Below are 15,039 nucleotides of genomic sequence, written 5' to 3'. Positions count from 1 at the left end.
ATTACACTTTATTCTCCCAAATTAATGATCACATTCCCTGTTTTTTGTCCAGTCATGACATAGGTATAAGCTTGAGCAATGACATCTAATGTATATGCTCGATCAATTACAGGATCAAATTTTCCTTGCTGTAATAGATTGGTGATGTACGGAATCGTTTTCTGCGTACTGAAAGGTATTGGAAAAATCACCTTCTTTTTGGAGAAGGCAGTCACTAGGGGTAGAAATACATTTTGTGAATAGCTGCCAATTCCGAAGAAATATAAACTCCATTTTTGCTCAGAAGGGGTTTACATTTTCCAAATGTACTTTTACCCACGGTATCAAAAACAAAGTCGTATTGTGCTTTGGTATCTGCTGTAAAGTCTTCGGATGTATAATCGTAAACTTTGTCAGCTCCTAAAGATTTTATGAGTTCTATATTTTTCGTAGGGCAAGTCACGGCTATGGTCACCTTATATTGTCGTACAAATTGTAGTAAGGCAGAGCCGATAGCTCCAGATGCACCATTGATCAATACCTTTTGGCCGGGCTTTATGTCGACTTTATGAATAAAAGAATAAGCATAATGTGCGCCCTCTAAACTGGCTGCAGCTTGAGCATAACTGATATTGTCCGGCATTAGGAAGAGATTTTTTGTGGATACAGTGGCATATTCGGCTTGCGATTCAGCTCCCGTATCAAGAAAGCCCATGACTTTATCACCTTTTTTAAATTCGGTCACATTTTTCCCGATTTCTATGACTTCAGCTGCAAAATCTGTCCCCATAATGGGCTGTTTAGGTTTCGAAAAGCCCAAAATAAAACGCATGATGAAAGGTTTAGCGGTCAGGTTTGCACAATCGGTTCGATTGACTGTCGTTGCATGAATTTTCACTAAAACCTCATCCGCTTTAGGCGCTGGGATGTCTAGGGAGGCAATCTCAATCTGATCCGGAGAACCGTAGTGTGTACGTATTGCAGCTTTCATCTTTATTATTTTGTGTGATTCTAATGTTTTAAATGGCAAATGGGAGACGCGCAAGTCTACCTAAAGTTACTGACAATATAAGCAGATTTCAGCTAGGAAAATGATCTTAAAAGCCGTCTAAGTGATGATAAGATCAATTCTCATTTAAATTGATAGGTAAAAATCAATTGATGATTAGGTTCATTTTTATATTTTGCATAGAAATTCAGAAGAAATTCTATTCATGCCCGCTGAAAAAAAAGCGTTAAAGCAAAAGAATAGTAGCAAAACCCTTAAAAAAACCTCATGACTGAACCTAATAAAGATATAAAATTTCCGCTTTCGGGTTATGATAAACTCTGTTTTCTTAAAAATATCATCAAAAATCCTAACATTATAGTAGGAGATTATACTTATTACGATGATTTTGAAAATGTAGAAAACTTTGAGAAAAATGTAAAGTATCATTTTGATTTTAGCGGTGATAAACTGATCATCGGGAAATTTTGCATGATTGCTTCTGGCGCTAAATTCATTATGAATGGCGCCAACCACCTTACCGATTCCTTATCCACTTTTCCCTTTGCCATTTTCGGCAATGGCTGGGAAAATGCCATGGAAGGCAAAAAATATCCTCATAAGGGAGATTTAGTAATAGGAAATGACGTTTGGATAGGGCATAATGCCACTATTATGGCAGGCGTCACTATAGGCGATGGAGCCATCATTGCAACCAATGCTACAGTAGTAAAGGATGTAGCACCATATAGCGTGGTAGGTGGCAACCCCGCAACTGAATTCAAGAAACGTTTTCCGCAAGATACCATTGATAAGCTCCTAAAATTACAGTGGTGGAACTGGGACATCAAAAAGATCACGAAAAACTTACAGCATCTGACGGGAAATGATATTGAGCGCTTATTATAAGAACTACTTTTAATTAGGAACTTAGTGCATCCAATGCGTACATCAATCTATTTTGGGCACCCAATTGTGACCCAAATATAGAACGATACAACATACCTTCAGCTGTAATTGGCTCTCAACAAAAGTATTGCAAAATCCGCAACAGAAGGCATACTCATTCTATCTCTAGATAGAAATATGTATATGTAATTGATTGTTCTTTGTTTATACTTTATTTGTGATCAAATAATGATATACAGTGACGGCTAAAAGATATTTGCGTAATTATCCAATATGGCATTTGTAGTAGATTAATTCGCTATTTTATCGTAAAGATAAGCTTTTTTAAATAGTAGAAATGCTTTTTTTAGCTTTCTTAAGGCTTCGTTATGACTTCCAGAATAGTCAAAAAATGTTCTAGGTTTTTCAACCTCTTGTACGAATTTGAAAGTAATATCATATTCCTCATTATCAGAGATAATATCCCATCCTTTAGCAGGTAATTCTTTTGATCCATCATTAAAATGAAATGCATTTTGTTGATGACTATATTCCAGATTTCCTTTTTTATTTCGCCAATTCATTGCAATTTGATTTTATTTAATAGTCCTAATTTTAAACAAACTTTTGGGTATAGCTACTATTCCTTCTTACTAGTTTAAACAATATATTAATAGTTAGTCCAGATTTCTAACTGAAAAGGAACACCATATTCTTGATTTAAACGGATTCGAAAGTCATACCAACTCATTGATTTCTTCATTACAACAATTGACTCGGCTATGTATTGCTTTAAAAGCTGATTACCCTCATCGCTTAAATATTGGTGATGCTTATGGGAGCGAATACCGATCCTTTCATAGGGATTTAAAATTTCCAGTACAGGAAGAACATCCTTTGAAAACCTTCCATAAACAATCTCCTTTGTCCATTTTCCAACTATATTGGGTTTAGTAACAATCTTTCCATTTTTAGGGATATCCCATTTATTTAACCTAAAGATTTGTTTATAGTATTCCTCTGGAAATTTGGGAAAATATTCTTTGATGCGTGTCGTCACTACAGATAATTGAGCTAAATCAATTTCATCTCCACCTTTTAGCTGTATTTTTAGATTCTCCTTATCTAATATCTCATCTGACCATAGATTATTAGTTTTACTTTCAGTTAGATCAAGTAAGGACTGTTGAAGACTTTGTCTTTCAAGAATTTTTTGATCTTTGGTCAGTTTATCTTTTCCAACGTGTACACTGTGCTTTTCTTTCTTCATATGCTAGTTGTAATATTTAAGGCGTAAAGTTTTTACAAGATCAATCACTGGCTTTGGCTTGTTCCAGTTATATTTAAATACAGTTAATAGAGATTTTAAATTTGGGTTCTTTTTTCGTGCAAGAGCCCAAAAATTTTTATTTTTGGAACTGTCATAGGCATTAAAAGTATAAATTAAACTGGGATGAACGTTGTGAATCTTTGCATAATTTGTAATAAAATCTGGTTCATATATCCTAGCTTTTATTTCTTTAGACTTTTTCTTTGCAAATAGATATTCACGAGCAAATTCATTAGCTTCATTTTCTTTTTCTAAAATTCCTAAATCCTCTGAATCATCGTCTGAAATATGGTATCTTTTGGATTGTATTTCCTCCCAATCAAAAATCACATGAAATAATTCATGAATTAACGCAAACCAAAGAGTGGCATAGAAGCCAACATAATCAGTAATGACTATACACGGTTTTTTATTAACAGATAACGTTGCGCCGCGAAGATGTAAGGAGGATAATGATGGCTGATATATAACTGTTATACCAATTTTATATAATGATTTGATTACATAGTCTAGGCCTTTTTCAACATTCGTAGAATGCCATCTGATATCTGGGAAAAATTGAATTAACTCATTTCTTTGATAATCATTGGGATTATTAATTTCATCGAAGGTTCTTTTAGCTCTTTGAATCCATAAATCCCTAGTGAGCTCATTTTTCGGATTAGTCTTCCCTGAACTAAAAGCAGCTTCCTTTTTAGGTGGAGAATATTCAAAGATTGTGCTTATACCTAGCACTGAACATAGTTTAGTTTCTATTTCTTCAAAATCATTTATATCATCTATGACTCCATCCTTTTTTAGAGCAATTAAGTCAAAGTATTGTTTGATAAAGGTTATTTTCTCAGGATTAATAGTAGGCTCATATGTATAATTCCTCTTGAGCTCGTCAATGTAAAGTGAGAAAACCTCTTCCTTAGATAATTTAAGAAAATTGCTTAAATTCAATAAAGCAGTAAAATCTACTTTTTTTTGAGTTCCATCAAGAATTCCGTGCAAAGTCCTATGTTGAATTTGTAAAATATCTAAAGAAGTAGTAGTAGACATCTTTAGTTCTTCTAATCTCTTCATATAAATATCCTTTAAACTAAATTTTGGCCTAATTAGATCATTAATTAGCTCGTCAAAATTCAAGTTATCAAATTCATTGTTTCTCATAAAATGTACTTTTACAATCACAAATATAGTATTTAAACTTAAATAAATAAGTTTTATACCTAAATAATGTAAAAATACAGTGAAATTAATTATTGGATCTTTAAAGATGATGTAAATTGTGGTACTCTGAAAGTCGAGGTTAAAGGCTTTATTGGAAAAATAAGGCAAAATGTTCATTAACAGTTTGGCTCTTAACAAATGCAAAGGAAAGTCTGCGACAGCGACTGCCTTTTGGAACAGTACAGTAATAATACACCCAACTGGGACTTTAGCGCATTATATATGTGTGTTTAGATTATAGTTGGTAACCGCTTAGATTATAGTTGGTAACCTCTTAGATTATAGTTGGTAACTAATAGATTATTCCGATTCAGAAAGATATTTTCTTAACATTTTGACTTTAAATTCCATATCATCCAAAATTGTATAAATCACTTTTTCAGCCGCCATACTTTGATAACCACTTAAAATATCAACAGATACACCTAAAGTTCTTGCTAAATTTATTAACGTAGTTAAATTAGGTTCCCTTTTCCCATTTTCATAGTCTGAAATTGTCCGTTGATCAATTTTTTGCCCTGTAATTTCATTTACCTTCTCCGCTAATTTAGTTCCGGTTAATCCTTTAGAGAGCCTAATTTCTTTTAGGTTTTCATTGAATTTAACCATAAATCTTTTGATTATTAAATAATATACATATTATTGCATATAATATACAATTATATGAATAAAGAATTGCTTTTACCATGCCAGTGTTTTCTGAACTACAATTTAACAAATGAAATCAAATAATAGTCAATTACGAGTCAATAGTTTTTCCTCAAGAGGAGAATCATCTAGACTTAAATCCAATTTCGATGGATCCATAATACATACATTCAGTAAGCTTGAAACAAATTTTTACTACTTGATCAGGTACAACTCATTAATAAATTCAGTAAAAACTCAAGTTCTTTTAGATGTAGCGGAAACACTTCAAATCGCAGAAGATCTTAGTATCAAACACCCTTGGAATAACAGGAAAAAATCTGCTGCAGTAATGAGTACGGATTTCATCATAGAATGCCCTGATAATGTAAGATATGCTGTGACAGTTAAATATAGCAGTCAATTAACAAAAAGAGTAATTGAGAAATTTGATATCGAAAACTCTTACTGGAGCAAAAGAGGATATAAATTTTCCATTTTTACTGGAAAAGAGGTAGATGAAACAAGATTATACAATGCAAATTTTATACACGACTATTTTGATTGTACAGTTATGGAATGTCAAAAATCATATTTTATAGAATTAAAGAAAATATTGAATTCTAGTAGCATTTTAACGCCAACGATAAAAGAAGCCAATCAAATCATTTCAGATAAACTCGACATTTGTTTTGCCACGGGATTACGGTGCTTCAAATATTTACTGGCAATATAGGACAATTTAAAAATATTTAACCACAAAGATTTTAATATTACTTCCTACAAATTCCTTAGTAGGAAGTAATACAATAGCCCATCTTTTAATCACTATTAATATAAAATAAAATTGTGTTTTTCGATTATAGTTGGTAACTGGTTTCCACTTCATTATAAACATTTGAAGTCTTTAAAATGATTAGCATGCCGCAAATTTGGTTACCAACTATAATCTACGACCACAAAATTATATTTTGACTTAGACTATAGTATAAATAAGATAAGTAATTATGAATCATTGTTACATATCGCTATCATTGATATTATAATAATTTTTCAGTTAATTTTTATAGCTTCATGGATTATAAATAATTCTGAAATTAATATTTGGAGTAAAGCCCAGTGCTAACTGGTTTACAAAGTCCACATCTCCATTTTGGAGTTGATAATAGCCATTAACAATGTTCTCTTTATTGGTAAGGTTCCAGATTGATAAACCACACTTGGCTTTTATTTTGTCGGTTATTCTAAATGAGTATTTAGCTGATAAATCTAGCCTGAAATAAGGAGGTAATCTTAGGTTATTAGGGCTGTCAAAAATAATTTCTTGCTTATTTTGATCTACTCCAGATTGACCAGTATATGGCACACCGCTCCGATAGTTGATTCCGGATGAAAATTCCAGGTCTCGCAGTTTATAAGATAATCCAGCTGATAATGAATGAGAAATATCAAAATTATTTCTGAAAACAGGAGTCGACAACTCGGGAAAATTATACTTGCTATTCATAAAAGTATAAGTCAACCAACTATTAAATTGCCCAAACTTAGGATTAATTAGTGCTTCTATTCCATTCGAGTAATAGCTACCTGCAGTTCTCTCAAATTGATATTGATTAAGAAACCCCTGGCTTGAAGTAATTATTCCGTCTACTTCTTTGTAAAAACCTTCCAAAGAAAGTAATAAGGTCTTTTTATTGTAATTTATTCCAATAGAAGCCTGATTGCTGGTCAACAGTGGAATATCCTTGCCATTGATTAATTCCCATTTTCTCTTTTCCACTCCCAGGAAGTCGGTTTGGAAATCGACTGTTTGAACAGTCGTCTGGCTTTTCGATTCACCCAAAAATTCAGCTGAAATTGATTCACTTAGTTCCACTTGTACAGATAACCTTGGCTCAATCCTAAAAACATCTATTTTATCGAAATAGCTTGTTCTTACGCCCAGAATTAAGTCAGTATTTGTCAAAAACTTAATGTTATTTTCAACAAAAAAGCTAGTCGTTCTCAACACTTCTTTACTAAGCGACTGAAAATCAGGAGTATTAATATCTCTTAAATTCCGAATACCTGTTTCTACAAATTGAATACCAGAAGATAAGTCCCAGTTTTCATTAATATAATAGTGGCTTACTGTCTTGAGATTTGTTTCTAAGACTTCGTTCTCTAAAATATGTTCTTGGCCTGTTAACACATCAAAATTGATGGATTTTTGCTGGTAATTTGACATTGATCCAAAAAACTGGGTTTTAAGTTGGTCATTCCATCGGTGCTTAAGGGATACGTACCCAGAATAGCTTCCTTGATTCAAGCTGCTATTTTTTGAAGTAATTTTACTGTCCACCACAGCGCTTTCTCTATATGTGATTGAATTATCCAGTAATAGAAACCCTGATTTTAATTCACTGTTTGATGAAAATTCATGATTAGCATTGATTGAAAGATCATAAAAATTAAATTGTTCGTTAGAGTTAATCACTTGAGATGAAGGCCTGTTATTGATAACATCTGAATTCCGAAAGGCCCGGTCGAAGTATTGCTCATAGGTAGGCGTTTTCACCAGCCCACTCAATGCTTGCCGAGAAGCGATCGTCAGTGAAGTTTTTCCAAACGGCAATTGTAATAACTGATCTGCACTGATCAAATTACTACCTGCTTGAAAAGAAAATTCTTCGGGGCTTTTGTTCGGTGTTTCGATTTGAATGGTACCAGATACCCCTTCACCCCATTCTGCAGATGTTCCATTCTTATTTAAAGAGGCTTTTTGGACGGTATAGGGATTAATAGCAGAGATTAACCCAAAAAAATGACCTGTTTGATATAACCTCATTCCGTCCCAAAGTACAAGGTTCTGATCATTTGATCCTCCCCTGATATTAATGTCACTTACTGTTTCATTGCCACTTTGTATTCCCGGTAAATTTTGAAGAAGGAAGAAGACGTCTGGTTCGGTTAGGCCGGGTAAAATATCCGTGTTCTGCACTTCTACTTCTATTTCTCCAGCTATTTTTTTATTGATACCTCTAGTAATGTAGCTATGTACTGTGACCTCTTGTAGTGTGGCAATATCCTTCTGCAGGTAAAATTTCGAGCATTCCTCTTGCGAATCTGGTGATCTGTTGGTTTCAAGAGCGGTCTTATTGTAACTAACATGGCTCACTAAAACTTCTTGGGAAAGAGTGATTGCTTTTAATTCGAAGTATCCTTTTTCATCGGTATTAGTAAATTTCTCTCCTGCATAGACCAAAGCGTCCGTGATTGGCTCTCCACTATCCAAATCAATCAGGTAACCACAGAGAATTGGATTGTTTGCTTTTTCCTTTATTGATATATATTTCTCATCAACAAAGATGAATTGTAATCCACTTACCTCTTCGAGATAGGAAAGTGTTTGTTCCAAATTGAGTTTTTCGTCAGGAAGAGATACATAAAAACTATCGATTGTTTGATCCATGTAAGTGAAGCTCACATTATATTGCTTCTCCATGCGATCAAGAATGCTGCGCAGAGGTTTTTCCCCTTCCACTTGGGCATAAGCACCTATTACCAATAAAATAAATAGGTTTGTAAGGAGCCATTTAGTGATTTTACTGATTCCCACGAGAAATCAATACCTTATTTTCATTGATCTGATAGTTGTAAGCAGAGGGTGCGGTAACTACATCCAGCGCTATTTTAAGATCATCATGCGGGAAGTTACCGGTGAAAGTATCATTTAAATTCACATCATTTGTTTCAATTACGAGGTCGTACTGATTTTCAAGTTCAGAAAGCACGGCTCGATATGGCATTTTGTAGAATGTACTCTTCCCTTTCATCCAATCTGGTTCATCGTTACCTTCCACATTGAACATTACGGTTTCTTCATTTATCAGTTGAAATCCTTGGCCGCTCGTAAGTTCCGATTTTTGTCCTTTTATTTCAACGCCAACCTTTCCTTCAAAGCACTTTACCTCATATACTTGATTACGTTGTTTTACATTAAAACTTGTTCCGAGTACGGTAACCATTCCACTGGAAGTCACCACATCAAATGTGGATCCTTTCTTTACCCTAAAAAATGCCTCACCTTCAAGCTTGACACTTCTTTCCTCAGCCCAATTTTTCTTATTGTAAACTAATTCTGAACCTTTATTAAGTACTACAATCGAGGAGTCCGGTAAATATTGTTCAACCTGGCTTTCTGAAAGTTTTATAGAAGATGAACCAGTAAAATTATAATTGAGGAATAAATAACTTAAAATACTGATGATGACCAGAGAAGCTGCTATGCCAATCAAACGTTGAGGCCATGAAATTCCTTGACCTTCTGCCTTGGATTTTGATAGGCGAGATGACCGGAATTTTTCCCACTCACTTTCAACATCAAGAGCGGGGGGTGTTGCCACGTTTGGCAGATTGCCCCAGATTTTGACAATGTCAGCATAATCAGCGGAACGCTTAAAGGATTCCTCTTCCTCCTTAGTCAGCTGGTCTAACAGCCATTTTCTTATAAGTTCTTCATTTTTCATGGTGTCTCTTCTTTGTAGAAAACAGCAACAGAGTGTTTTTCCCTACCGCATTTATTTAAAAAGATCATAAAATATCACCTAATTTTAGTCGAAGTGTATTCATCGCTTTATGTAGTCGTTTCTCTATGGCTTTCTCAGATACACCCAGCATTTCAGCAATTTCTCTTTGCTTTTTACCTTCAATACGTTTTAACAAAAGTGTAATTCTTTGTTCTTCAGGTAAATCAGATAGTGCTTTTTCCAATCGTTTTTTAAACTCTGCTTCTTCCAGGATGAATTGCGGATTCTCAGGGGAAGGTTTTTTTTCTTCGAGTATAGGTTGATGCTTGAGAGCCGTCTTATTTTTCGATAAAATATTTTTCATCAAATTATTTGCCGCTACAAACAGAAAGCCTCTCGCCTTCTCCAGACTTACTTTTGCACAATTATCCCACAACTTTCCAAATACTTCCTGTACCAAATCTTTGGCTTCATCTTCATCCTGGTATTTGAAGTGCAGGAAATTAAAAAGATCCTGTGCATTTGATCTAAAAACCTCGCTAAAGACTTTTTCATTGCAAATATTTTCTTTTTCCTGCTTCTCCATTCAATACTATTATATATCCCATCAACTGGATTTAACTTTTTTCAAATATATAGATAAGGATAGCAAAAAAAAAATAGAGTAGTGGTAGGGATTTTTGATGGCTTTCTGTTTTTTGTACAGATATGAAAAAAATTAAACTCATAAACGCAATAGTTTCTTTAGTGCTGGTGACCCTAATCCTGATGGTTTCTGCATGTCAGGAAGAAATAGCACCTAAAGTCGTAATTGGACAGGAAGGAATTACTAAGGGTGATGAAATTGCTGAAGTGATTGTTGAAGTAGCTAAAAAAGATGGGTCAAGCGATAATATTATAGACCGGTCTAGTTGTACAACCATCCATTTCCCTGTAAGAGGCATTCTTAATGATGAAGAGCTACTATTTAATTCGTTGGATGAGGTAATGATGTTGGGCGTTGAAGTGCTAGAGATAGATTGGATTTATCCACTTCAGGCAACCTTATATGATCATTCAGAAATAGTACTTTCAGACGAGGATATGCTTGAAGAAATTCAGGATGATTGCATAGAAGGAGGTGATGATCAAGATAATGAATGCATTGATTTTATATATCCATTTACTGTTTCAGTTTTTAACCAAGTCACAGAAAATGTTGAAAATCATAGCGTACTGTCTGATCAGGAAGCTTTTGAAATTTTCTCTTCTGAAGATTATGTAATTAACATTAATTATCCAGTAAGCTTAACCGATTTAGACGGATCAACTTTTGATCTGAATAATAATGAGGCATTACTTTCTGCCATTAAAAATGCTCCTAATTGCAATGAAGAGGATATTATTGATTTTGAAACTCAATTTGAGACAGAATTAATTGATTTACTTATTGCAAAGGATTGGCATGTAAGCTCTTTTGAAGAAGCCAGTATGGATAAGACAGATATTTATTCGGGCTATAAGATTCAATTCAATCAGGACTTTACCATGTTGGCAACAGGAGAAGACGCTATAAATGGTGAATGGGAAGTTGAATTAATGGACGCAAGTAGGTCTGTATCAATCGAATTTGATACAGATATAGAATCATTCCTTAATCTGAATGAAAACTGGGAAATTCTAAGTTTCGGTCAAACTGAAATCACGCTTGAAAGAGAAACTGAAGAGCAAGGAATAAAAACACTACAGCTTTCAGCTATTTAAATTAAAAGTAAACTCTAAATAAAACAGTCATGAAAAAAATAGAAAATAAAACAATAATGAATTTTAAAATCAAGCAAACAATAAATAAAATGAAAAATCTAAAGACCAAATTAAGTGTGATCGTATTAACAGTTTTTATGTTCGCATCCTGTGACAACAGCAAGGAAGAAATCAGCAGTCCCACTGTCCAGATGAGTTTTAAGGGAAATACTTCGTCAATTGCTGTGCCCGCTGGTAGAGTTTTATCGAATTCACTTGAATTTACTTCTGGAACTATCAAACTTGTGCAGATTCAGTTTCAGGCTGAAACAGATGAAGCAGATTCAATAGAGGCAAGTATTGAACAAATAGTGGAAATTGATTTCGCGACCGGAGCCACAACTCCAGACCTAAGCGGTTTAACTTTTCCAGTAGGCACATATAGCGAAGTGGAAGTAGAACTTGAACTATTGGATGAGAATGATCAGCCATCCGTTCTTATTGAGGGAACATTTACAGACGCAAATAATGAGTCGCATCCTATCCGCTTTGAATTCAATTCTGGAGAAACCTTTGAAGTAGAAAAAGAGGGTTCAATAACTTTTGAAGAAGGGGCAAGTGTCCTTGCTGAAGTTACATTTGATCCAGCAGTATGGTTCGCAGGAGTTACCATGGAAGAGCTATCTGCTGCATCAAAAAATAATGATGGAATGATAGTGATCAGTGAAACGAGTAACCCTGAGATATTTGATATTGTTGCTGATGGATTAGATCTGGCTACTGAGGTAGAGTTAAAATTTTAATCACCAGAGGTGAAATTTATCAACATAAAAATAATTCAAATGAAACATATGAAATCTAAAATACAATCCCTGATCACATTAATGTTAATTGCAGGTTCTCTTTTCATCACTGCTTGTGGTGAAGAAGAGCTTACTGCCATGGTTTCAATAAATGAAACTGGTAGTGATATAGGGGGAGATGTTACAGGAGATGGTGGAAGTACTACCAAGTCTTATCAATGGAATAATTCATTGGCCACCATAGATTACAACATGGATGTTACCGCTGCGGAAGGCGGCAGTTTCAACCTTAGTGTAACTGATGCTGAAGGGGCTTCCGTTTTAAATCAAACTCTAACTGTTGGCCAGGGAGATGATTCAAAGTCAGGGGTATCTTCCAGCGGAGCGAGTGGTGAATGGACAATAACTGTTACACTGACCAATTTTAGTGGAGACGGGTCTTTTTCGATTAGTCCTGGCGATTAATGTTAGATATTTTATCAGTTGATTAATAAGGTCAATATTCCTACTAAGAATATTGACCTTATTGTTTTATTGCCAATTAAGATTTATACTTTCTGTTTTTTTATCTTGGATAGAAAATCAAAATGGTGACAAAATTACTTATGACTTTGGAAGATTTTTTTGAGGCTTTCGGTTATTGCAAGTCAACATGAAAATTATTTAATAACATTTTATTTTTCCATAAGTCGCTTGAGTGATATCATGGTTTCATATGGTCTTTTTGCTATTGCTAAATTAACTAGCCAGTCTGGTATTAATCCTCCAGGCTCAGAAACCACCTGATAATCTATAAGTAGTTGTTGTGTATCAATAGGAGTTATAATCCAGATAGCCTTAAAGTTGGAAATTCTGACTAAATCTTCTTTCTCTTCTAAAAGGGAGTTTTTGCGACAGGGTGGATCTGGAGCCCTATTTTGGCTTTCTTGGTCCAAGCGGATGTATTGTACATTAGATTTACTCTGCCCGAGTAATACTTCTTTGGACTCTGGAACTCCGTCTAGCCAACCCTGCCTGAGTACCAACAGCCACAAGGTCGTTGGCTAGATGTTTCTAACTTCTACTTTTTGCTCTAACATTATTGTTTTTAAACCATTGATCCAATATCCGATCCCATCGATGGATATGCATAAATCATGTTCCGTATATCAGATACAGTAAGCTTTCCACGAATAGCTATGGCAAAAAGATTAATTATTTCCTCAGCATGAGGGCCAATGATGTGGGCTCCTAAAATATATCCTTGTTTGTCGGAAATGACTTTATAAGCATAAGTTGACTCGTTAATTCGTTTGGCATTGTACCAATTTGAAGCGTCTTTGTTTTTTACATTATACTCAATCCCCGCTTCTTGAGCTTGTTGTTCTGTCATACCGACAGCAGCTAAGCTAGGAAGAATGAATACTGCACTAGGCATTTCTGAATAATCAGGCTTTTTGCTGTTACCCCTGATTATATTGTCAGCCACAGCATGCCCTTCCATAACAGCAACGGGTGTGAGGTTTAGTCCGTGGCTGTCCGCTGCATCTCCCGCAGCGTATACTGATGGATTGGTTTTGCTTTGCAAGTATTCGTTTACCTGTATTCCTTTTCTGTTGTAAGAAATATTGGCCTTTTCAAGGTTCATGCCATCCAATTCAGGAACTCTGCCGGCAGCATTAACAACTAAGTCTGTTTGTATAGTTTTTTCACCATTTTTTGATACTGCTTTTACGGTAAAACTGCTATCCGTTTTTTCTACGGAAACAACATCCCACTCAAAGTGAAGCTCAATTCCCAATTCTTCAGTGGCATTTACCAAATGCTTTACGATATCAGTTTCAAAGTTTTCCAAGGGTGTTTTGCCTCTGTGAATTATGGTTACTTTACTTCCTGCTCTGGCGGCCAGGTGAGCAAACTCCATCGCTATATACCCACCTCCTATAAAAGTAATTTCCTTAGGAAGTTCTTTCAGGTTTAGAAAATCTGTGCTGTCAATGGGTAAGCTACCTCCAGGTATATCCAAGATTACAGGTCGTGCACCTGTAGCAATTACAATTTTATCTGCTTCCAATAGGTTGTCTCCAATGCGGACAATGTCTTCAGATTCAAAGCTGGCTGCTCCATGATACATGTCTACACCCACTTTTTCATAACCTTTCTCTACACCTTTCGGCATTTTGGTAACAAAGTCGTTTTTGTAAGCCATCAACTCTTGCCAGTTAATGGAGATATCTCCTTGAATGCCGATTCCCTTCATTTTATTGGCCCGGTCAATGATTTCTGCAGCTCCAACCAATATTTTCTTGGGATCACAACCTCGTAATGCGCATGTACCACCGTAAGGTCTGGAGTCTGTAACAGCAGTATTCAATCCTTTCTTAGCACATTTATTGGCAATGGTCATTCCGGCCATGCCTGACCCGATTACTATTACATCGTATTTCATGAACAACAGCTACTTTTTCCACCTTCCTGAATAGGAGGACATGCCACAGTTCCATACGAGCAATACACACAGCAATCCCCGTCTTTTGGTTTTAAGACTTGCTTGCAGCTTTCACACTCATAGAAGTACTGGCATGCATCTGTAGGCATGGTTTCTTCTTTTTGATGTCCACAATTGGGACAGGTAATAGTGGATTGTAAAACGATTTCTTTTTCCATTATTTGTCGTTGTTAGGTTTGAGTAATTCAGCTTTATAGCTGGTCTTTTCTTCAATAGCTGCAATAAGTTGCTCTGGTTGAGTCTTTTTAGTATCATAGTCAACCACTGCAATATCACCGGGATATTCCACCGAATTGTCTACAACACCTTTAGTTTCTTTCAAGACCTTGTATAGGTGACTGGCACAGCCGGCACAAGTGAGACCAGTGACTTTCAATTTAACTGTCACACTTTTCTGAGTGGACTCGGTTGTTGGAGAATTGGCAGATTGTGCCATTCCATTTCCTGCAAGCAGGAAGACAAATGTTAGACTTAGAATGATGGTTTTCATT

Annotated in this window: 18 protein-coding genes; 5 read left to right on the top strand and 13 right to left on the bottom strand. The window is 35.2% G+C overall.

Annotation, left to right across the window (positions count from 1 at the left end; all coding sequences use genetic code 11):
- Window positions 1–8 precede the first annotated feature (8 nt).
- Together ABWH96_RS11945 and ABWH96_RS11940 are read right to left on the bottom strand one after the other, a co-directional pair.
- Complete coding sequence (locus tag ABWH96_RS11945) at window positions 9–191, bottom strand: zinc-binding dehydrogenase (protein WP_375577761.1); 183 nt, start codon at window positions 189–191, stop codon at window positions 9–11.
- 23 nt (window positions 192–214) lie between these two features.
- Window positions 215–970: an NAD(P)-dependent alcohol dehydrogenase gene (locus ABWH96_RS11940; protein ID WP_375577760.1), complete on the bottom strand. Its 756-nt coding sequence runs from the start codon at window positions 968–970 to the stop codon at window positions 215–217.
- Between the two features lie 285 nt (window positions 971–1,255).
- Between ABWH96_RS11940 and ABWH96_RS11935 the strand changes: the two genes are divergently transcribed.
- Complete coding sequence (locus ABWH96_RS11935; protein WP_375577759.1) at window positions 1,256–1,876, top strand: CatB-related O-acetyltransferase; 621 nt, start codon at window positions 1,256–1,258, stop codon at window positions 1,874–1,876.
- A gap of 290 nt (window positions 1,877–2,166) precedes the next feature.
- Here the strand turns inward: ABWH96_RS11935 and ABWH96_RS11930 are convergent, their stop codons facing one another.
- The 4 genes from ABWH96_RS11930 to ABWH96_RS11915 all read right to left on the bottom strand — a co-directional run bounded on the left by ABWH96_RS11930 (window position 2,167) and on the right by ABWH96_RS11915 (window position 5,009).
- Complete coding sequence (locus ABWH96_RS11930) at window positions 2,167–2,439, bottom strand: hypothetical protein (RefSeq protein WP_375577758.1); 273 nt, start codon at window positions 2,437–2,439, stop codon at window positions 2,167–2,169.
- 86 nt (window positions 2,440–2,525) lie between these two features.
- Window positions 2,526–3,125: a P63C domain-containing protein gene (locus ABWH96_RS11925; protein WP_375577757.1), complete on the bottom strand. Its 600-nt coding sequence runs from the start codon at window positions 3,123–3,125 to the stop codon at window positions 2,526–2,528.
- A gap of 3 nt (window positions 3,126–3,128) precedes the next feature.
- Window positions 3,129–4,253: an ImmA/IrrE family metallo-endopeptidase gene (locus ABWH96_RS11920; protein ID WP_375577756.1), complete on the bottom strand. Its 1,125-nt coding sequence runs from the start codon at window positions 4,251–4,253 to the stop codon at window positions 3,129–3,131.
- 447 nt (window positions 4,254–4,700) lie between these two features.
- Entirely contained in the window at window positions 4,701–5,009 is a 309-nt protein-coding gene (locus tag ABWH96_RS11915; RefSeq protein WP_375577755.1) for a helix-turn-helix domain-containing protein, read from the bottom strand.
- Window positions 5,010–5,247: 238 nt separating this feature from the next.
- Here ABWH96_RS11915 and ABWH96_RS11910 point away from each other — a divergent pair, with 238 nt between their 5' ends.
- Window positions 5,248–5,763, top strand: a complete 516-nt coding sequence (locus tag ABWH96_RS11910; RefSeq protein ID WP_375577754.1) for a TnsA endonuclease N-terminal domain-containing protein — start codon at window positions 5,248–5,250, stop codon at window positions 5,761–5,763.
- A 336-nt stretch (window positions 5,764–6,099) separates the two neighbouring features.
- On the opposite strand, the gene ABWH96_RS11905 is transcribed toward ABWH96_RS11910, so the two are convergent.
- From ABWH96_RS11905 to ABWH96_RS11895, 3 genes are all read right to left on the bottom strand, one after another.
- Window positions 6,100–8,511 carry a TonB-dependent receptor domain-containing protein gene (locus tag ABWH96_RS11905; protein WP_375577753.1) on the bottom strand — a complete coding sequence of 804 codons (2,412 nt, stop codon included), beginning with the start codon at window positions 8,509–8,511 and terminating at the stop codon, window positions 6,100–6,102.
- A gap of 100 nt (window positions 8,512–8,611) precedes the next feature.
- A complete protein-coding gene (locus tag ABWH96_RS11900; protein ID WP_375577752.1) occupies window positions 8,612–9,535 on the bottom strand; it encodes a FecR family protein in 924 nt (307 codons plus the stop codon).
- A 64-nt stretch (window positions 9,536–9,599) separates the two neighbouring features.
- Complete coding sequence (locus ABWH96_RS11895; RefSeq protein WP_375577751.1) at window positions 9,600–10,121, bottom strand: RNA polymerase sigma factor; 522 nt, start codon at window positions 10,119–10,121, stop codon at window positions 9,600–9,602.
- Window positions 10,122–10,243: 122 nt separating this feature from the next.
- Here ABWH96_RS11895 and ABWH96_RS11890 point away from each other — a divergent pair, with 122 nt between their 5' ends.
- From ABWH96_RS11890 to ABWH96_RS11880, 3 genes are all read left to right on the top strand, one after another.
- Window positions 10,244–11,278: a hypothetical protein gene (locus tag ABWH96_RS11890; RefSeq protein WP_375577750.1), complete on the top strand. Its 1,035-nt coding sequence runs from the start codon at window positions 10,244–10,246 to the stop codon at window positions 11,276–11,278.
- 89 nt (window positions 11,279–11,367) lie between these two features.
- Window positions 11,368–12,060 (top strand): hypothetical protein, encoded by a 693-nt coding sequence (locus tag ABWH96_RS11885; RefSeq protein ID WP_375577749.1) that lies wholly within the window; start codon window positions 11,368–11,370, stop codon window positions 12,058–12,060.
- A 48-nt stretch (window positions 12,061–12,108) separates the two neighbouring features.
- Window positions 12,109–12,525: a hypothetical protein gene (locus tag ABWH96_RS11880; RefSeq protein WP_375577748.1), complete on the top strand. Its 417-nt coding sequence runs from the start codon at window positions 12,109–12,111 to the stop codon at window positions 12,523–12,525.
- A 209-nt stretch (window positions 12,526–12,734) separates the two neighbouring features.
- Here the strand turns inward: ABWH96_RS11880 and ABWH96_RS11875 are convergent, their stop codons facing one another.
- The 4 genes from ABWH96_RS11875 to ABWH96_RS11860 all read right to left on the bottom strand — a co-directional run bounded on the left by ABWH96_RS11875 (window position 12,735) and on the right by ABWH96_RS11860 (window position 15,038).
- Window positions 12,735–13,085, bottom strand: a complete 351-nt coding sequence (locus tag ABWH96_RS11875) for a hypothetical protein (protein ID WP_375577747.1) — start codon at window positions 13,083–13,085, stop codon at window positions 12,735–12,737.
- A 62-nt stretch (window positions 13,086–13,147) separates the two neighbouring features.
- Complete coding sequence (locus ABWH96_RS11870; protein WP_375577746.1) at window positions 13,148–14,488, bottom strand: dihydrolipoyl dehydrogenase family protein; 1,341 nt, start codon at window positions 14,486–14,488, stop codon at window positions 13,148–13,150.
- Window positions 14,485–14,706, bottom strand: a complete 222-nt coding sequence (locus ABWH96_RS11865; protein WP_317489925.1) for a GDCCVxC domain-containing (seleno)protein — start codon at window positions 14,704–14,706, stop codon at window positions 14,485–14,487. The genes ABWH96_RS11870 and ABWH96_RS11865 overlap by 4 nt, the downstream gene beginning before the upstream one ends.
- Window positions 14,706–15,038, bottom strand: a complete 333-nt coding sequence (locus tag ABWH96_RS11860; RefSeq protein WP_375577745.1) for a heavy-metal-associated domain-containing protein — start codon at window positions 15,036–15,038, stop codon at window positions 14,706–14,708. The genes ABWH96_RS11865 and ABWH96_RS11860 overlap by 1 nt, the downstream gene beginning before the upstream one ends.
- Window position 15,039 lies beyond the last annotated feature (1 nt).

The organism is Marivirga tractuosa, from assembly GCF_042140215.1.
GTDB classification, from domain to species: Bacteria; Bacteroidota; Bacteroidia; order Cytophagales; family Cyclobacteriaceae; genus Marivirga; species Marivirga tractuosa_A.
Note: the sequence above shows the minus strand (reverse complement) of the source record. Positions and strands in the feature narration are given on the sequence as shown.